This window comes from Sphingomonas anseongensis (genome assembly GCF_023516495.1).
In the GTDB taxonomy this organism is placed as follows: domain Bacteria; phylum Pseudomonadota; class Alphaproteobacteria; order Sphingomonadales; family Sphingomonadaceae; genus Sphingomicrobium; species Sphingomicrobium anseongensis.
On the sequence record NZ_JAMGBC010000001.1, the window covers coordinates 1,153,967 to 1,171,193 of the forward strand.

General features: G+C 65.7%; 15 protein-coding genes and 1 tRNA gene. 10 read left to right on the forward strand and 6 right to left on the reverse strand.

What is annotated here, in order from left to right:
• The first annotated feature begins 61 nt into the window (after positions 1 to 61).
• Positions 62 to 1,324: a hypothetical protein gene (locus tag LZ519_RS05960; RefSeq protein ID WP_249867796.1), complete on the forward strand. Its 1,263-nt coding sequence runs from the start codon at positions 62 to 64 to the stop codon at positions 1,322 to 1,324.
• On the opposite strand, the gene LZ519_RS05965 is transcribed toward LZ519_RS05960, so the two are convergent.
• Positions 1,313 to 2,065, reverse strand: a complete 753-nt coding sequence (locus tag LZ519_RS05965) for a motility-associated ABC transporter substrate-binding family protein (RefSeq protein WP_249867797.1) — start codon at positions 2,063 to 2,065, stop codon at positions 1,313 to 1,315. The two genes, LZ519_RS05960 and LZ519_RS05965, sit on opposite strands and share 12 nt — an antisense overlap.
• Positions 2,066 to 2,143: 78 nt before the next feature.
• Between LZ519_RS05965 and LZ519_RS05970 the strand changes: the two genes are divergently transcribed.
• Positions 2,144 to 2,548: a JAB domain-containing protein gene (locus LZ519_RS05970; protein WP_249867798.1), complete on the forward strand. Its 405-nt coding sequence runs from the start codon at positions 2,144 to 2,146 to the stop codon at positions 2,546 to 2,548.
• 41 nt (positions 2,549 to 2,589) lie between these two features.
• Here LZ519_RS05970 and LZ519_RS05975 read toward each other — a convergent pair whose 3' ends face one another.
• Positions 2,590 to 2,988, reverse strand: coding sequence for an EVE domain-containing protein (locus LZ519_RS05975; RefSeq protein WP_249867799.1), 399 nt, complete (start codon positions 2,986 to 2,988; stop codon positions 2,590 to 2,592).
• Positions 2,989 to 3,291: 303 nt separating this feature from the next.
• Between LZ519_RS05975 and LZ519_RS05980 the strand changes: the two genes are divergently transcribed.
• Both LZ519_RS05980 and LZ519_RS05985 read left to right on the forward strand, forming a co-directional pair.
• Entirely contained in the window at positions 3,292 to 4,032 is a 741-nt protein-coding gene (locus LZ519_RS05980; protein ID WP_249867800.1) for a cell wall hydrolase, read from the forward strand.
• A 164-nt stretch (positions 4,033 to 4,196) separates the two neighbouring features.
• Positions 4,197 to 4,697: a response regulator gene (locus LZ519_RS05985; RefSeq protein ID WP_249867801.1), complete on the forward strand. Its 501-nt coding sequence runs from the start codon at positions 4,197 to 4,199 to the stop codon at positions 4,695 to 4,697.
• Between the two features lie 69 nt (positions 4,698 to 4,766).
• On the opposite strand, the gene LZ519_RS05990 is transcribed toward LZ519_RS05985, so the two are convergent.
• Positions 4,767 to 4,840, reverse strand: a tRNA-Gln gene (locus tag LZ519_RS05990).
• A 194-nt stretch (positions 4,841 to 5,034) separates the two neighbouring features.
• Between LZ519_RS05990 and LZ519_RS05995 the strand changes: the two genes are divergently transcribed.
• Positions 5,035 to 6,093, forward strand: coding sequence for a Ppx/GppA phosphatase family protein (locus LZ519_RS05995; RefSeq protein WP_431358087.1), 1,059 nt, complete (start codon positions 5,035 to 5,037; stop codon positions 6,091 to 6,093).
• Positions 6,090 to 6,761, forward strand: coding sequence for an RlmE family RNA methyltransferase (locus LZ519_RS06000; protein ID WP_249867802.1), 672 nt, complete (start codon positions 6,090 to 6,092; stop codon positions 6,759 to 6,761). The genes LZ519_RS05995 and LZ519_RS06000 overlap by 4 nt, the downstream gene beginning before the upstream one ends.
• Here the strand turns inward: LZ519_RS06000 and LZ519_RS06005 are convergent, their stop codons facing one another.
• The 3 genes from LZ519_RS06005 to LZ519_RS06015 form a co-directional block, all read right to left on the reverse strand.
• Positions 6,762 to 7,406: a DsbA family protein gene (locus LZ519_RS06005; protein WP_249867803.1), complete on the reverse strand. Its 645-nt coding sequence runs from the start codon at positions 7,404 to 7,406 to the stop codon at positions 6,762 to 6,764.
• A gap of 68 nt (positions 7,407 to 7,474) precedes the next feature.
• Positions 7,475 to 8,866 (reverse strand): M48 family metalloprotease, encoded by a 1,392-nt coding sequence (locus tag LZ519_RS06010; protein WP_348539384.1) that lies wholly within the window; start codon positions 8,864 to 8,866, stop codon positions 7,475 to 7,477.
• 91 nt (positions 8,867 to 8,957) lie between these two features.
• The gene (locus LZ519_RS06015; protein ID WP_249867804.1) at positions 8,958 to 11,450 is read right to left on the reverse strand and encodes an Rne/Rng family ribonuclease; all 2,493 of its coding nucleotides are present in this window, start codon (positions 11,448 to 11,450) and stop codon (positions 8,958 to 8,960) included.
• Positions 11,451 to 11,855: 405 nt separating this feature from the next.
• Here LZ519_RS06015 and LZ519_RS06020 point away from each other — a divergent pair, with 405 nt between their 5' ends.
• Genes LZ519_RS06020 through LZ519_RS06035 form a run of 4 tightly spaced genes read left to right on the forward strand, consistent with a single transcriptional unit; the run spans position 11,856 to position 17,226 of the window.
• The gene (locus LZ519_RS06020; protein WP_249867805.1) at positions 11,856 to 12,722 is read left to right on the forward strand and encodes an N-acetylmuramoyl-L-alanine amidase family protein; all 867 of its coding nucleotides are present in this window, start codon (positions 11,856 to 11,858) and stop codon (positions 12,720 to 12,722) included.
• A gap of 45 nt (positions 12,723 to 12,767) precedes the next feature.
• Positions 12,768 to 15,374, forward strand: coding sequence for a penicillin-binding protein 1A (locus LZ519_RS06025; protein WP_249867806.1), 2,607 nt, complete (start codon positions 12,768 to 12,770; stop codon positions 15,372 to 15,374).
• Between the two features lie 36 nt (positions 15,375 to 15,410).
• Positions 15,411 to 16,538 (forward strand): peptide chain release factor 2, encoded by a 1,128-nt coding sequence (gene prfB / locus LZ519_RS06030; RefSeq protein WP_249867807.1) that lies wholly within the window; start codon positions 15,411 to 15,413, stop codon positions 16,536 to 16,538.
• Positions 16,531 to 17,226, forward strand: a complete 696-nt coding sequence (locus tag LZ519_RS06035; protein WP_249867808.1) for a class I SAM-dependent methyltransferase — start codon at positions 16,531 to 16,533, stop codon at positions 17,224 to 17,226. Before prfB ends, LZ519_RS06035 begins: the two co-directional genes overlap by 8 nt.
• The last annotated feature ends 1 nt before the right edge of the window (position 17,227 follow it).

The window sequence follows — 17,227 nt, forward strand, 5'->3', positions numbered from 1 at the left end:
AAAGCGCTCCCGGCTAGCGTTGGTGCTTCGGCTAAGTCGCCGATTCAGGGGGGTTATCAAAATGCGTCTGTTGTCACTGCTCGCCGGCGCAGCCGCGTCGATCGTTTTCGCTCAACCTGCGCTCGCGCAGGCCACCATGATGGTTCCGGTCGGCGGCACGGCTCCGGCGGCCGTTGCCCAGCATCCGGTCGACCCCAAGGATTCGGCCGAAGAGATCGCTAAGGACGCCGCTCGCGACCTCCGCGACGACAGATTCTACAACAAGCCCGGCGCGACGCGCGCGCAATATGATTCCGACTGGCAAGAGTGCCGCTTGATCGCTCGCGGATCGCGGACTCCCGCTGGGACCATCCCTTATTATTACAACCCCGCCGTGGTCTCACCGGTCGCTGCCGGGGTTGGCGGAGCTCTTGGCGGACTGATCGGCGGGATGATCGCAGAGGGCGAGCAACGGCGGACCAACCGGCGCAACTGCCTCCTGATCCGGGGCTGGCGCCAGGTCGAGGTTCCCAACGAAACCGCCCAGCGCGTTCGCGCGATGAGCGATTCCGAACGCAGCAACTATTTCAACACCATCGTCGGCGCCCAGGATGTCGCTGGCGAAATCACGGAAAGGACCAGCTTCTCGATGTCGCCCGCCGCGCTTGGCAAGGTGGACGGCCCCCTTTCCGGCCCGGAATCCGTATTCCTCGGCAAGAAGGTGGCCGCGACCGAGCCGGTGAAGCTCGAGGATAATGAAGGCGCGGTGGTGCTCGCGTTCCGCCGTCCGAACGAGCTGAGCGCCGGTCGAGCGGCCGCGATCTCGATCGCCCGCTATGATCCGGAATATCAGGATCTCGAATATCGTCCCAAGGACTGGAAGGCGACCGGCGACAAGACAACGTACGGCAGCCAGGTCGTGAGCAACGATCGCAAAGCCGGGCTTGAGGTCCAGGTGGTGAAGCTGACTGCCGGCGATTATGTGCTTTCCGGTCAAGCGCTGGGCAAGATCATCCTGAGCACGAACTGCTTCGGCGCGCCTACATTTCATGTGGGCGCCGGAGAGGTTCTCTACCTGGGTGACTTCATTCCCGTCTCCGGCGCGATCGGAGCCGACGGCAAGAAGGTCTACGGCATCGGCTATACGAACATGATCGAGGACAGCCGCCGGGTCCTGGCGTCGAGCCAGCCGGCGCTTGCTTCGGTGCTCAAAGCAGCCGAAATCCGGAACGGAGCGACCTACGCCTGTTCGGCGGTGACGATGGACAGGTGGGATATCGCCGGTGCTCCTGCGCTCCAGGCTCCTACCGCGGCCGCCGACCAGCCGGCGACGTCAACGCCCTAGCCGATCGAGCTCGCCAAGCAGGAATCCGAGGTTCGCCGAGCGGGCGGTCCCGCGGCGTCCTTCGACGGCCAGGAAGTCGGCGTCGGCTATGACGATTGCCTTGCCTTGGCCCACCTTGCATCGTGCGACTAGGCCGCCAGCGGTGATCTTGCAGCCGCCGTTCGTCGCACGAAGCGTTCCCGGCGACAGGGTTTGAACGGCCTTGCCGTCAGCCTCTAATGTTGCCGGGCCGAAGGTCTCGGGGGCCTCGAGCAGCACGCCCCAATGGCCCAGAAGGCCGGTATCGGAAAAGGCGAATGGGGGGCGCGTTACGTCCCCCAGCGGCTTGCTCGTCGGCCATTCGAGCGCCGGATCCGCGAGAACCACGACCCGGCCGCCGCCCCGCACCCAGCGGTCGAGCTCCACCAGCATCTCTGACGGCTGCGCTCGCGGCTGCGCCATCAGCAAAAGACGGTGGCCGGCTAGCGAGGAAGCGTCGGCGACGCTGATCGGAGTCACTCGGTAGCGGCCCTGGAGCGCCGACAGCGCTGGCGAAGCTACTGTGTCGAGAGTCAGGCGCTCAGGAAAGACGATCGGAAGGCTGGTGAGCAGCAGAAGCTCCGGCCGTTCGCCTGGAGGCCTTGCCGGAACCTCGCCGCCGCCGCTGGCGAGCCGCAGCCCTGCCACCGACGCGGCCAATGCAAGCGCGACGAGCATCGCGACCGCGACAGCGCGCCTGAGGCCGAGCCTGCCGACTTGCATGTCAAAACGGATCAGACTGCCTCCTGATCGAACTCGCTTCCAATCGTCCCGGCGCGGCGCCTACTCTAGCTTGCCGGCGTGCGATATCAGCGTGCCGAACACCCGCTCAAGCTCAACGGACTCGCCGCCGCTCGCGAATTCTTCGCCGGCTGCCTTGCCGAGTCCGACCCGAAGATCGAGCGGCTGTGGGTCGCGCACCTCGATGAATCGCTCAACTGCGTTCACCTCACCGATCACGTGGGGGACGAGTTCGGGACCGATTTCCCGCTCCGGTCGATCATTGCGGACGCCGCAAACCACGGCACCGTCGGGATCCTGCTCGCCCACAATCATCCCAGCGGCGATCCCCGGCCGAGCGACGGCGACCGCCGCGCCACCCGCCGCCTCGCCTGCGCTGCCGAGGCGATGGACTGCCAGGTCCTCGATCACCTGGTGTTCGGCGGCGCGCAATGTTCGAGCTTCCGCCAGTTAGGGCTGCTCTAGTTCTCCCTGCGCGCCTTGACGCGCGAGAGCAGCCCTAGACTTCAGCTCCCCATCTTCAGAACAAGATTCCACTCCTCGCCGCGGACCGGCGCTACCGACAACCGCGACTGCCTGATCAGCTCCATTTTCGCGAGCTTCGGCTCCGCCTTGATGTCTTTCAGCGTCACGGGGCGGTCGAGAGGCCTGACCGGCTCGACCCTCACCGAAACCCAATCGGGATCCCTAGGGTCGGGCGCAGCTTCGCGGGTGATGCGCATGATGCCGACGACGGAGCGCTCCTCCATGCTGTGGTAGAAGAAGGCCTCGTCGCCGCGCTTCATCGCCTTGAGATGGAGCCGCGCTGCGTTGTTGCGGACGCCGTCCCATTCGGTGGAACCGTCGCGGACGAGGTCCTGCCAGCTATAGCTGCCAGGCTCCGATTTCATCAGCCAATATGCCACTGCGCCCTCCTGAGGCGCCCCTAGCCGGAACACCCGAAAAGCTGAACCACTTTAATTTGTTTAGGTTTCTCAAGTGGTTCCGTCATTCACCCCGCCGGTGGCTCAGTTCACCGCTGCGGGCCTTGGCTTAGCCCGGAAAATCCATATTTGGCGCTCATCGGTTAACGAGAGCGGGACAGCAAGGCGCATTTAGACGCCGGTCCCGGGCAAGACGGACGAACCTGCACATTGGAACTTGCGAGACGCTGAACGGCGCCCCGCTATCCCTGTGTCAGGACGGCCGCCAAGGGCAAGAGAGAGAATTTGAAAAAGCTTCTGCGGAACCGCAGCCTCGCTGCGGTGATGGGGTCACTTACTCTGTTCCTGGGTGCGGGCAACGCAGCCGCCCAGAGCACTCCCGTCCTCAACAGCACTTATGCGGTCAACGCCGCCACCGTCGACTCGACGGCCCGGCCGCTCGGCACCCAGGCCACCGCGCCGGTGCTTAGCGCCGTGCAGCAGACGATCACGTCCACCAGCACGATGTTTTCCAACGCGGTCGGCGCGGTGTTCGGCACCCGCCAGAACCCGCAGCAGGCGGAGCTCGCCAAGATCGCTCGCGAGGGCCGCTGGCTACTCAACGCCGGATGGCCGCTTTATGCCCTGGTCGATCGCTACAGCGCCGGAGCACCGCTCGACGAGCAGGCCAACTGCCTCGCCACCGCCGTTTATTTCGAAGCTCGCGGTGAGAATCTCGAAGGCCAGCTTGCAGTCGCCGACGTGGTCATGAACCGCGCCGCATCGGGCAAATATCCGTCGACCTGGTGCGAAGTCGTCAAGCAGCCCTGGCAGTTTTCGTTCGTGCAGCACGGGCAGTTCCCGGCGATCACCGACAGCGCTTCCTGGGCCAAGGCTCAAGGCGTCGCACGGCTCGCGATGGCCAACGTTCTCCGCACGGTTCCGACCGACGTCCTGTGGTACCACGCCAATTATGTCGCTCCCTCGTGGGGCAGCCGGCTGACCAGGGTCGAGAAGATCGGCCAGCACATCTTCTACCGCGCTTAACTTACCGGGGGGGGGTGAGGGGGACCGGGCGGGGCCGAAAGGCTCCGCCCGACTCATATCGGGCTCATTCCGGCGTAAATCCCGTTTACGGGGGATTCGCTCAGCCTCTCTTTTCTGACTCCGTGCCAATCGCGTTCACATCGCGTTGGGGAGGGGTCCTTTCAGTGCTCAAGATTCTGGTCGTCGAGGACGATGCTCATCTCGCATCCACGGTGAAATATCTGATCGAGGACAATCCCCGTTACCGCGTCGTCGCAATCGCCGATGACTCCGAAAGCGCGGTCGCTGCAGGAACCCAACACCAGCCGCACCTCGCGCTCGTCGACCTCCAGCTCGCTCGCGGATCGACCGGCTTCTCCGTCGCCGTTCGCCTGGGAGAGCTCAACGTCCCCTGCCTGTTCGTCAGCGGACGCGCACCGGACTTCCCGATGCCGGATCTGGCGCTAGGCTGCCTGACCAAGCCGTTCACAGCCGAGGACGCGCACCGTGCGCTGGCCCTCGCCGAGGACAAGCTCCGCGGCAGGGACTCGCTCCGGATGCGACTTCCGCTCAACCTGAGGATCTACGACGAGCCGGAAGAGATGCTCGAAGTCCGCGGCTTCATCCCGTCGAAGCCGTCGTTGCGCACTCGCCTCGGCCACTGGATCGCAGCCCACCAGCGATAGCGCTGCCCGACCGGCTAAGCGGTCGCGCGCAACCACAGGCCAGTTCAGCTTAGGCAGATAGGTGCCGAGTGGATGCCCCGTGAGGATTCGAACCTCAATTGACGGAGTCAGAGTCCGTAGTCTTACCATTAGACGACGGGGCAGCGCCGGCTTCGGGCGAGGGCGCGAGATAGTGAGTGGCCGTGGCCGGTGTCAACCGCGCTTGGCCGCCCATTCAGTGCCTGCAAGCATTGAAAATCCGCGCGAACTTGCCCTTGCCGCGGATTCGGGCATACATTCGAGGCAAGTCAGCCGCCGGTATGTCCGACGGTGCAAGGATAAGAACGGGCGTTTCAATATGGCGCAGGACGTCGCCAGCGCGCCGGGACCGCAGATGCGGGAACAGCCGGCTCTCGCAAAGCCGCCTCAGGGGCGGCTCCAGCAGCCGCACAATCAACGCCACACCTACGGTGCGCTCGATCTCGGCACCAACAACTGCCGGCTTCTCATTGCGCGCCCAAGCGATGGCGGCTTCACCGTCATCGACGCCTTCTCGCGCATCGTCCGGCTTGGCGACGGGCTTTCGCAAACAGGCAAGCTGTCGGACGACGCGATGGATCGGGCAGTGGCGGCGCTCGCCGTCTGCGGCGAAAAGCTGAGGCGGCGGAACGTCTCGCTCTCCCGCTCCGTAGCGACCGAAGCCTGCCGCCGCGCGGCCAACGGCCGGAAGTTCCTCGAACGGGTCCGCAACGAAACCGGAATCGCGCTGGAGATCATCGAGCCGGCCGAGGAGGCCCGGCTTGCGATGCTTGGCTGCCACAAGCTGCTCGAGCCCGGCGAAGGCCCGGCCCTGATATTCGATATCGGCGGCGGTTCGACCGAGCTGGTGCTGATCGATCAGGTCAGCGGAACGCCGAAGATCAGGAGCTGGTGGAGCGCTCCGTGGGGCGTGGTTTCGCTGACGGAGAGCGAGGGCCGCGAGGCAATCGAAGGCGAGGACCGGGTCAGGGCGTACAAGCGGATGCGCGAGCGCGTCCGGCGGTCGTTCGACCAGTTCGAAGCCATGCTGCCCAGGCACCGGGCCGGAATCCGCCTGCTCGGAACCAGCGGCACAGTGACGACCCTAGCCAGCGTTCATCTCGCACTTCCCAGCTACGACCGACGTGCCGTCGACGGCCTGCACGTCCCGATCGAAGCTATGCACGCGATCAGCACAATGATCGCGGAGATGGATTTCGGAGAGCGAGCGGCCCTGCCATGCATCGGTCCCGACCGCGCGGACCTCGTGGTCGCCGGCTGCGCGATCCTCGAGGCGATCCTGGAAATCTGGCCGGCGGAAAAGCTGGGCGTGGCCGACCGCGGGATCCGCGAAGGAATTCTCCGCTCGCTGATGGCGAGAGACGGGTTCGTCCTGTGAGAGGCGGCCGCGGGCCGCGGCAGCGGGTCCGCACTGCCCGCAACCGCTCCGCTTCCTCGACGCGCTGGCTCGAGCGGCAGCTCAACGATCCCTATGTCCGCCGCGCCAGGGCCGAGAATTACCGAAGTCGCGCCGCGTACAAGCTTCTCGAGATCGACGAACGATTCGGGGTTCTCAAAGGCGTCACCGCGGTTATCGATCTCGGCATTGCTCCCGGCGGCTGGTCGCAGGTTGTCCGGCGGCGAATGCCACAGGCGAAAGTCGTCGGGATCGACCTCTTGCCGACCGACCCGATCGAGGGCGTCGAGATCCTCCAGATGGACTTCATGGACGATGAAGCGCCGGAGAAATTGAAGGCGGCGCTCGGCGGACCCGCGGACCTGGTGCTGTCAGACATGGCCGCGAACACTGTGGGTCATCCGCAGACCGACCATCTGCGGACGATGGGTCTGGTCGAAGCCGGGCTGGAGTTTGCCAAGGAGGTCCTCCGCCCCGGCGGTGCCTATGTTGCCAAGGTTCTCGCCGGCGGCGCGGACAACAACCTCGTCGCCGAGCTCAAACGGCACTTCACCGCGGTAAAGCACGCAAAGCCACCCGCGAGCCGCAAGGATTCGTCCGAATGGTATGTGATCGCCCAGGGATTCAAGGGCGAACTGCCGAAGACTTGATCAGGCTTTCGTTCGAGCGTCCGCGACGGCCTTCTTCAATTCCTCGTAGCTTACCGCGCTGTTGAACACCCGGTCGCCGATCACGAACAGCGGCGTGCCCGTAGCGCCGAGCTGTCCGGCCAGCTGGAAATTCTTCTTCAGCTCCGCTTCGATGTCGGCGCTCGCCGGCGGCTGAGAAGCGAGACCGGCAGCGTCGCTTGCGGTCGCAAGCGTTTCCGGGCTCGGCCTTCCGGCAGCCCACAACGCATCGTGGAACTGGACGAACCGTCCGGCCTTCGACGCTGCGAGGGAAAGCCGAGCCGCGTTGACGCTTTCGGGACCGAGGATCGGAAGCTCGCGATAGACGACGCGGAGCCCCTTATCCTCCTGAAGCAACTGCTCGAGCGCGGGGTTGCTCGCCTTGCAATAGGGGCAGGCGTAATCGAAGAATTCGACCAGCGTGACGTCGGGCTTGCTCGCGCCCTTCCAGGAAGTTCCGAACGGCGTTTCGATCTCGGCGCGGTGCTGCGCTAGCACTGGCTGATATTGCTGGTCCCGGAGCGCCTGGCCGGCATCGACGAGGATTTGCGGGTCGGCCATCATCCCGGCGCGGACTATGCGCCCGCCGATCAGCTGAGGTGCTGCGAACAGCAGCAGCGCCGCCATCAGGACAGCTCCAACCACTCCACCCGAAACCGCCGTTATGAAGCCGCCCGGGCCACTTCGTGGTTCTGTCACTTGTCCTTCTTTTCTTCGTACTTCTTGTCTTTTTTCACCAGCTCGGCGCGCGACACCATGGCGATGTCCTGCGCCCGAAGATAGTCCGGCGATCCTGCCGGAATGCTCTTCATCGCCGCCTGGGCGCTCGACAGTGCGAGCTTCGGGTCGCCCTCGAGATTGCTTCGCTCCGCGGTCGCAAGCGCGGCCCGCCCGTAATCGCCTTCCTGGTCGTAGATGATCCCGAGCTGGTACCAGGCGAACGGATTGTCATTGTCGCGGCTGACCGCCTCCTTGAGCACCTGCTTGGCCTCGCCGTAATTCTGGGTCTTCTCGGTCGCGATCAAGGCGTGGCCGAGCATCGCGGCGATCAGCGGCGCCTCGCCGGATTTCTTGGTGGCTTCGCGAAGCGGCGCAATCGCGTCCGCCGGCTTGCCAGTCTCCAGCAGGATCTGGCCCTTCAGCTCCAGGAAATAGGGATCGTCGGGCGCCGTCGCGAGCAAGGCATCAGCTTCCTTCAGCGCTTTGTCCGGATAGCCGCCGAGATGATAAGCATAGGCCCTCGCGTAATGGGCGGGGACGCTTTCGTCGCTTTCCGGATATTTGATCACCGCCTGCTTGGGATCGACGAAGCCGGTCAGCTTGGCCTTCACCCGCTGGAAGCGCGCGTCGAGAGCCGCGTCGACCGGCTTGTTCCACGACGGGTCGTTCTTGAGCTTCTGCTCGAGCGCCTGGATCCGCTCGGTCGAAAGCGGGTGGGTGCGATCGTAGCTATCGGTGTCGTAGACTGCGAGGCGGTATTCCTGGTTCTGGAGCTTGCCGAAGAATTCGAGCATCCCCTTGCCGGAGACTCCCGCCTTCGACAGGTAGCTCGCGCCCGCTGCGTCGGCGGTGCTTTCCTGGGTGCGGCTGAACGACAGGAACTTGCCGAGCGCAGCCCGCTGCCCGGCCATCATCACGCCCATCCCCGCTTCGCCCGCGCCAGCCGCGATCGCGATTGCACCGAGGATCATGGTGGCGATGGTGATTCCCGTCGCCTGCCCGACCCCCTGCTGGAGCCTGATCGAATGCCCTCCGGCTACGTGCCCGAGCTCGTGCGCGATCACGCCCTGGAGCTGGTTCACATTGTCGGTGGCGAGGATCAGCCCCGACTGGATGTACACCGTCTGGCCGGTAGCGACGAAGGCGTTGATCTCCGGATCGTTGAGAAGCTCGACGTGAACGCTCGTCGGGTCGAGGTTCGCCGCCTGGACCAGCGGCACCGCCAGGTCGTGGAAGAGATGCTCCGTCTCCGTGTCGCGGAGCGTCGATGGTCCAGAGTCCGCGGCGGCCGCCGGCCTTGCGACCGACAGCGTCAGTAGAAGCGCCATCATCAAGAAGCGCGTCAGCCGGGACAGCGCGGAGGTCATCGCCCCGCCTTCACACCCTGGAAGTGAACCCGCGATGAAAGCATCCGCACACCGCCATGCCGCGAGCATGGCGGGCCGGATGCTTTCGCCACTAGCCGAACGTCCTCTGCCACCAACCGCTGCGCGGCTTTCCGGGCGTCTCGTCGCCATTCTGGTCGTTGTCGGCGGCGGGAAGCTGTGCCGGCGCGGAACCCTCCGCAGCTTCCACCGGCTCGGCCGCCTTCTTGCGGCTCCGCTTGGGCTTGGCCTCGGTTTTCGTCTCCGCCGGGGGAGCGTCTGCCGGGGCAGGCTCGGGAGCCTCGACGGGGGCGGTTGCCGCTGCCTTCCGGCGGCGCTTCGGCTTCTCGGGCTGCGGCTCGGGAGCGGCTTCGGTCTCGGCGATCGGCTGCTCCTCGTCGACCGGCGTTTCGATCATCGGAGAGCTGTCCGGCTGGATCTCGCCGGCAGCCTCACCCTTGGGCTTGCGGCGGCGGCGCGGCCTCTTCGGCTTGTCTTCGCCTTGATCCTCAGCCGCGGGTTCGGCGCCAGCTTCAGGCGCTTCGTCCAGGGGCTCGTCGGGCGTGCCGGTCTCTTCGATCGGTGGCGGAACCTCGTCGGCCGGGATGCTTCCCTCGGCGCCTCCGCGGCGGCGGCCGCGTCCTCCGCGCCTGCGGCGGCGGCGCTTGCGACCTCCCCGCTCCTGTCCCTCGCCCTCTTCGCCGTTTTCGTGATCGCGGCGCTCTCCGCGCGGCTGACGCTCCTCGCGCTCCTCCCGCTCTTCGTCCTCATCCTCATCGAGAATCTCGTCGAGCTCGTCCTCGTCCTCTTCGACGCTCTGCGGAGCGCGAGCGATCGGCTCGACCGGCACGGGCTTGGGCCCGGAACTTTCGACCGCCATCTTCGCGCCCTCGAAGCTCTCGTCGATCGCGATTTCGACGAACACCCCATAGCGCGCTTCGATCTCGGCGAGCTCGGAGCGCTTCTTGTTGAGGACGTAGACGGCGGCATCGCGGCCGGCGCGCAGGACGACCCGCTCGCCGCGGCCGCGGGCGGCCTCGTCCTCGATGAAGCGAAGTGCCGACAGGCCCGCCGACGAAGCGGTGCGCATCAGCCCCGTTCCCTCGCAATGCGGGCAAGGCTTGGTCGAGGCTTCGAGGACTCCGGTGCGGAGCCGCTGGCGGCTCATCTCCATCAGGCCGAAGCTCGAGATCCGTCCGACCTGAATCCGCGCCCGGTCGTTCCTCAGCGCGTCCTTCATCGCCTTCTCGACCTTACGGACGTGGCTCGACTGCTCCATGTCAATGAAGTCGATCACGATGAGGCCGGCCATGTCGCGGAGCCGAAGCTGGCGGGCGATTTCCTGCGCAGCCTCGAGGTTCGTCATGAAGGCCGTCTGCTCGATATTGTGCTCGCGGGTGGAGCGGCCCGAGTTGATGTCGATAGACACCAAGGCCTCGGTCGGGTTGATGACGAGGTAGCCACCGGACTTCAGCTGGACGACCGGCTGGTACATTGCGGAAAGCTGGTCCTCGGCCCCCGCCCGCTGGAACAGCGGAGTCGATTCCGTGTGCTGCTTAACCCGCCGGACGTGGCTCGGCATCAGCAGCTTCATGAAGCCGCGCGCGGCCTTGTATCCTTCCTCGCCCTCGACGATCACCTCGTCGATGTCGCGGTTGTACAGGTCGCGGATCGCCCGCTTGATGAGGTCGCTGTCGCGATAGATGAGCGCTGGAGCGGTGCTGGTCAGGGTCTTCTCGCGAATCTCGTCCCAAAGTCGCGCGAGATAGTCGAAGTCGCGCTTGATCTCGGTCTTGGTCCGCTGGAGCCCGGCGGTGCGGACGATCAGGCCCATCGTCTTGGGCAGGTTGAGGTCGCCCATGATCGACTTCAGCCGCTTGCGGTCGGCGCCGTTGGAAATCTTCCGGCTGATTCCGCCGCCATGCGACGTGTTGGGCATCAGCACGCAATAGCGCCCGGCAAGGCTGAGATAGGTGGTCAGCGCGGCGCCCTTGTTGCCGCGCTCTTCCTTGACGACCTGGACAAGCAACACCTGGCGGCGCTGGATCACGTCCTGGATCTTGTAGCGGCGGCGGAGATTCTGGCGCTTGCGCCTCAGCTCGTCAGCGGCGGATTCGTCGACCGGCGAGCGCGAAGATTCGGTCCCGGCCTCCACCGCCGCATCGCCGTTCGAACCGTTCTCGTCCTGGTCCTCGTCCTCACGGTCCTGGTCGAGCTCGCGATCCTCGTCATGATCCTGCTCTTCGGCGGAATCGTAACTGTCGCCCTCGTCGGCGCGAAGCCGCTCTTCCTCGGCCGCGTGCTCGGCTTCTTCCTTGAGAAGCGCGTCTCGGTCGGCCTTGGGGATCTGGTAATAATCGGGATGGATTTCGCTGAAGGCGAGGAAGCCGTGGCGGTTGCCGCCATAGTCGATGAACGCCGCCTGGAGCGACGGTTCAACCCTGGTTACCTTGGCGAGATAGATATTTCCTTTGAGCTGCTTGTGCTCTGCGGATTCGAAATCAAACTCCTCGATCCGGTTTCCCTTGACGACGGCGACCCGGGTTTCCTCCGGGTGGCGCGCATCGATCAGCATGCGCATTGACATTGAAAACTCTCCGGGCGCGGCCGCTGCGTCGAAGCGACTGCGGGCGCGCCATTGACTGGGCTGGCTCAAGCGGGTGTCGGCCGCTGAAGCCGGCGGATGTTATGAAAACCGTGTCTGCTGCGCGCGCCGATCCCGCTTCACTTGCGGAATAGCCGCCCCGCAGCTCAGACTTGAGCAGGCGGGGGGGGAAAAGAGGCGTCATGCAGCGTCAACCTGTGTGAGGCCGCGTTCCGGATTGGGCGCGGCGCGACCCTGCGGCATTGGGAGGCCGAGGATTCAAGCCGGTTAGCATCGCTGCAGGCCCGCCGCAACAAAGTTGCTTCGACGGTTCGAGTTTAACGCTAAGTAGCTGTTAACCATGAAGTCGTGATAAACAGCGTCAAATCGGCGCCGTCCGGAGACCAGATGCAAGCGCGTTGGAGCAGCAAGCGGATTATCGCAGGGGCGGGCGCGACATGCGCCGGCGCCGCGATCCTGCTCGCGCTCGGCGGAGCGGCCGCTGCCGGCGGTGGGTCTGATTATGGCCCGAACGGCGTGACGGTCACCCTCCCCTCGCCTGCCGAGAACGTCAGGATCATCGAAGGGCGGACGCCTGGCCGTCCGCTGGTCCTGATCGATCCCGGTCATGGCGGCCAGGATCCCGGCGCGACATCGGTGACGGGCGAAGTGAAGGAAAAGCAGCTGACCCTTCAGCTTGCGCTCGAGCTTCGCGACAAGCTTGCGAGCGACGGTCGCGTGCGCATCGCGATGACCCGCGAAAGCGACCGTTACCTGACCCTCGACCAGCGCTCCGCGCTCGCTCGCCGCATCGGCGCCAGCCTCTACGTCTCGCTGCACATGGACAGCGCCCCCAACCCGCTTGCACGCGGGGCGAGCGTCTATTCCCTGTCCGACGTTGCCTCCGATGCCGAAGCCGAGCGCGTGGCCCGGTCCGAGAATAGCGCGCTGGCCCGCGCTGCCGGTTCCGACGGCTCGATCCGGGCGATCCTTTCGGACCTGGTGCTTCGAAGCCAGATGACCGCGTCTGCCAATCTCGCCGAACGGCTGGTCCGCAACTCGAGCGGCCGCTTTGAGCTAAGGCCGCAGCCGCATCGCTTCGCCAATTTCTACGTCCTTCGAAGCGCCGGGGTGCCCGCGGTGCTGTTCGAGGCCGGCTACATCAGCAATGTCGACGACGAGGCGCTGCTTCGCACGCCCGAGCAGCGCACGCGCATCGTCGCCGCCCTCGCTCATGCGATCGAGGCCGACGTCGCCGCCCGATCGCTTCGCTAAGCCTTTCCGCAATCGGCGGAAGCCGCTAGACGGTCGCCGAAGCCCATGAAATTCGAACGCTTGTCGACCCCCAACCTGCCGTTGCCCGACCTCGTCGCCTTCAACCGGCGGGTTCACACCTACGTCGACCCCTGGTTCGAGCGGCGGTGGGTGAAGCGGCTTGCGATCGTCGGCGCGATCCTCTTCACGATATTCGGCGGAGTCTGGCTCTATTTCGCCACCGGCTTGCCCTCGTCGGAGAGCCTTCTTGCCTACCAGCCGCCGCTTCCTACTAACATCCGCAGCTATGACGGCGATCCGGTCCAGACGTTCGCTCGCGAGCGCCGGGTGAACTTGTCCTACGACGAAATACCGCCCGTCGTCGTCAACGCGTTCGTTTCGGCCGAGGACAAGACCTTCTTCCGGCACCACGGGATCGACTATCCCGGCTTGTTCGGCGCCGTGGGCGATTTCGCGGTCAAGAGCGTCACCGGAGGCGGGCGCGCTCGCGGCGGATCTACGATCACGCAGCAGGTGGCGAAGAACCTGCTCAAGGACAGCAGCTACAATATCGGTCGAAAGATCCGCGAGGCGATCCTTGCCTTCCGGCTGGAATCTGCGCTGTCCAAGCAGCAGATCCTCGAGCTCTACCTCAACCAGATATTCCTCGGCCGGAATGCCTATGGCGTCCAGGCGGCCGCGCGGGCCTATTTCGACAAGGATATCGGCGACCTGACGCTCCCTGAGGCGGCTTATCTCGCCGTTCTTCCCAAGGCACCGTCCAATTACGACCCGGAGCGGGCGACCACGCGTGCGCTCGATCGCCGCAACTACGTGCTGCGCGAAATGTCGCACAACGGCTACATCAGCGAGGACCAGTGGCGCTCTGCCGCGGCGACCCCGCTCGGGACCATCCGCTACGGCACCGGCCACCACTTCCTCGACATGGGCGGCTATTACATGGAGGAGGTCCGAAGGGAGCTTCTCAAGCGCTTCGGAGAGACCGAGAAGGACGGGCCGAACAGCGTCTATTCGGGAGGCCTGTGGGTTCGCACCTCCGTCAATCCGGTCATGCAGGCAGCCGCGGCGGACGCGCTTCGCGAAGGTTTGGCGACGTTCGACGGCGGACGCGGCTGGCGCGACCTCGGGCTGAACGTCAATCCGAAGGGCGATTGGGCTTCCGAGCTCGACCGGACTCCGGTCGGCACGGGCTTCCCCGACTGGCGCAAGGCCGTCGTCCTGTCGAAGGATTCGGGCTCCGCGGAGATCGGCTTCGCCAATGGAGAAAAGGGCACGCTTTCCGCGTCGGCTGCATCCATGCCGAAGGTCGGCGGGGGCGGATCGGCCTTCAGCAACTTCCGTCCTGGAATGGTGATCGTCGTCAAGGACAATGGTGGCGGGAGTTACGTCCTTCGCTCGATCCCCCGCGTATCGGGGGGAATGCTCGCCCAGGAAGTGCACACCGGCCGCGTCCTCGCGATGCAGGGCGGTTTTGACGTCGTCGGCTCGTCCTACAACCGCGCGACCCAGGCGCTTCGCCAGCCGGGCTCGGCGTTCAAGCCGCTTGTCTATGTGACGGGACTTGAGAACGGCTTCACCCCGGCGACGATCGAGGTCGATGCCCCCTTCTGCATCTGGCAGGGTGCCGGCCTCGGCAACAAGTGCTTCACCAACTTCGACCATCGCTACGCGGGCCCGCACACCATGCGCTGGGGCCTCGAGCAGTCGCGCAACCTGATGACGGTCCGTGCAGCCTCCCAGATCGGCATGGCGAAGATCACCGACACCGCGCGCAAGCTCGGCGTGGGCGACTATCCCAATTACCTGTCGATCGCTCTGGGTGCCGGCGACACGACAGTCGCACGCCTGGTCAACGCCTATGCCATCCTCGCCAATCAGGGACGGTCGGTCACTCCGACGATCATCGATTATGTCCAGGACCGCAGCGGCAAGGTCATCTACCGCGCCGACAACCGATGCGCGATCATGCAGCGCTGCAACGCTGCCGACTGGGACGGCAAGCCGATGCCGCGCCCGCCGCTGAGGACGAAGCAGCTGCTCGACCCGATGGCCGCATTCCAGATGGTGCATGTCATGGAAGGCGTGATCCTTCGCGGCACGGCGACCATTTTGCGTGACCTCGACCGGCCGCTGTTCGGAAAGACTGGCACCACCAATGGACCGACCAATGTGTGGTTCGTGGGCGGCACTCCGGACATCGTCGCCGGAGTTTACCTCGGCTACGACCAGCCGCGGCCGATGGGGGCCTGGGCTCAGGGCGGCCGGATCGCCGCTCCGGTGTGGAAGCAATGGGCAAAGACCGCGCTGAAGGACCAGCCGAAAGTACCGTTCGTCGCTCCGCCGGGAATCCGCTGGGTCAGGATCGACCGCGCCAGCGGCAAGCGAGTCTACGGCGTCTTCCCGACAGATGTGGACCCGAAGTCGCCCGTCATCTGGGAAGCGTTCCAGCCGCAGACGGAGCCGAGGCGGAGCTTCCGGCATCGCCATGGCGTGGATGCCGAGACTGCCGAGGGCGAAGAGCCGCCGGGCGTGGTCCGCCGCCCTTCGGTCGCTCGCCCCTCACAACAACCGAGCTACCAAGCGCCGGCGCCGGTCTCGCCGTACCAGGCGCCGCAACCGACACCCTTGCAAAACACCGCCGCCGCTCACTAGTCCGGCAATCGCACAGCTGAAGAAAGACGGACGATCATGCGCGCCGAAGCGCAAGCCAGTGTCGACCAGATCAACGCCTCGACGGCGCTCCTGCGCAGGTTCCTCGATTGGGACCGCGCGCACCGGCGCCTGGAGGAGCTGAACGCCAAGGTCGAGGACCCGAAGCTGTGGGACGACCCCAAGGCGGCTCAGGACGTGATGCGCGAACGGCGCCGGCTGGACGAAGCCATCGGAGCGACCACGGCGATCGAGCGCGAGCTGGCCGACACTCTGGAGTTGATGGAGCTAGCCGACAGCGAAGGCGACCAGGCTTTGGTCGACGATGCCGTGAAGAGCCTGGCCGACCTCGCCGATCGGGCGGAACGCGACAAGGTCGCGGCCCTCCTCGCCGGAGAGGCGGACGCCAACAACGCCTATGTCGAGGTCAACGCCGGGGCCGGCGGCACCGAGAGCCAGGACTGGGCCGAGATGCTGCAGCGCATGTACACTCGCTGGGCGGAGCGGCACGGGATGAAGGTCGAGCTCATCGACCACCATGCCGGCGAGCAGGCGGGCATCAAGTCGGCGACCATCCTAGTGAAGGGCGAGAACGCCTACGGCAACCTCAAGACGGAGAGCGGAGTCCACCGCCTCGTCCGGATCAGCCCCTACGACGCCAATGCCCGCCGCCACACCAGCTTCTCCAGCGTCTGGGTCTATCCCGAGGTCGACGACGACATCGACATCGAGATCAACGAGTCCGAGCTGAGGATCGACACCTATCGCGCGTCCGGCGCCGGCGGCCAGCACATCAACACGACCGACAGCGCGGTGCGCATCACGCACATCCCGACGAATATCGTCGTCCAGTGCCAAAACCAGCGCTCGCAGCACAAGAACCGCGCCGAGGCGATGAAGCAGCTCAAGGCTCGCCTGTATGAGGCGGAGCTGACTCGCCGCGAGGCAGAAGCCGACGCAAGCGCGGCCAACAAGACCGACATCGGCTGGGGCCACCAGATCCGGAGCTACGTCCTCCAGCCGTACCAGCTGGTGAAGGACCTTCGCACCGGCGTCACCTCGACCAGCCCCGGCGACGTCCTAGACGGCGACCTCGACCGGTTCATGGCGGCGGCGCTGTCACAGCGGGTGACCGGTGAAAAGGTCGAGGTCGAAGACGTTGAATAGGCGCGCTGCCGCAGCGCTGCTCGCGGCCAGCGCTCTCCTCGCCTCCTGCCGCGCCGAGCCTCAGCACGACGAGTTCCCCAAGCCGCACCGCCCGGTCGCCTCGATCGTCGCCGATACCTTCTCGACCGAGGACGTCCGCGATCGGATGGGCGAGTTCGAGCGGGTGGTCGAGCTCGCCGGGGTCAAGCCCGGTATGTGGGTCGCCGACGTCGGCGCCGGCGAAGGCTATTATGCGGTCCGCCTGTCTCCGGTCGTCGGCCGCCGCGGCCGGGTGCTGGCCGAGGACATCGTGCCACAGGTCCGCGACCGTCTCGCCCAGCGAGTCCAGCGCGAGAACCTCGACAATGTCGCGGTGTCGCTCGGCGACCCCGACGACCCCAAACTTCCCGCCCATTCGCTCGACCGCGTGTTCCTGATCCACATGTATCACGAGGTGGATTCGCCCTACGCCTTCCTCTGGCACGTCCGGGAGGCGCTTAAACCCGGCGGCCTGATCATCGTCGTCGACGCCGACCGCCCGCCCCAGCGCCACGGCCTCGCCCCAACCCAGCTCCGGTGCGAGTTCGCCGCGCTCGGCCTCAAGCTTCGGGCCTTCCAGCCGGTCGACAACGGCGATGCCTACTTCGCGTCGTTCGAGCCGGTGGGCGAGAGGCCGGCGCCGGGCGAGATTAAGCCGTGTAAGGGCTAGC

Coding starts and splice junctions, on each gene's coding strand:
- LZ519_RS05960 (WP_249867796.1), top strand. CDS start 62: ATGCGTCTGTTGTCACTGCTCGCCGGCGCAGCCGCGTCGATCGTTTTC.
- LZ519_RS05965 (WP_249867797.1), bottom strand. CDS start 2,065: ATGCAAGTCGGCAGGCTCGGCCTCAGGCGCGCTGTCGCGGTCGCGATG.
- LZ519_RS05995 (WP_431358087.1), top strand. CDS start 5,035: ATGGCGCAGGACGTCGCCAGCGCGCCGGGACCGCAGATGCGGGAACAG.
- LZ519_RS06005 (WP_249867803.1), bottom strand. CDS start 7,406: ATGGCGGCGCTGCTGCTGTTCGCAGCACCTCAGCTGATCGGCGGGCGC.
- LZ519_RS06010 (WP_348539384.1), bottom strand. CDS start 8,866: ATGACCTCCGCGCTGTCCCGGCTGACGCGCTTCTTGATGATGGCGCTT.
- LZ519_RS06015 (WP_249867804.1), bottom strand. CDS start 11,450: ATGTCAATGCGCATGCTGATCGATGCGCGCCACCCGGAGGAAACCCGG.
- LZ519_RS06020 (WP_249867805.1), top strand. CDS start 11,856: ATGCAAGCGCGTTGGAGCAGCAAGCGGATTATCGCAGGGGCGGGCGCG.
- LZ519_RS06025 (WP_249867806.1), top strand. CDS start 12,768: ATGAAATTCGAACGCTTGTCGACCCCCAACCTGCCGTTGCCCGACCTC.
- prfB (WP_249867807.1), top strand. CDS start 15,411: ATGCGCGCCGAAGCGCAAGCCAGTGTCGACCAGATCAACGCCTCGACG.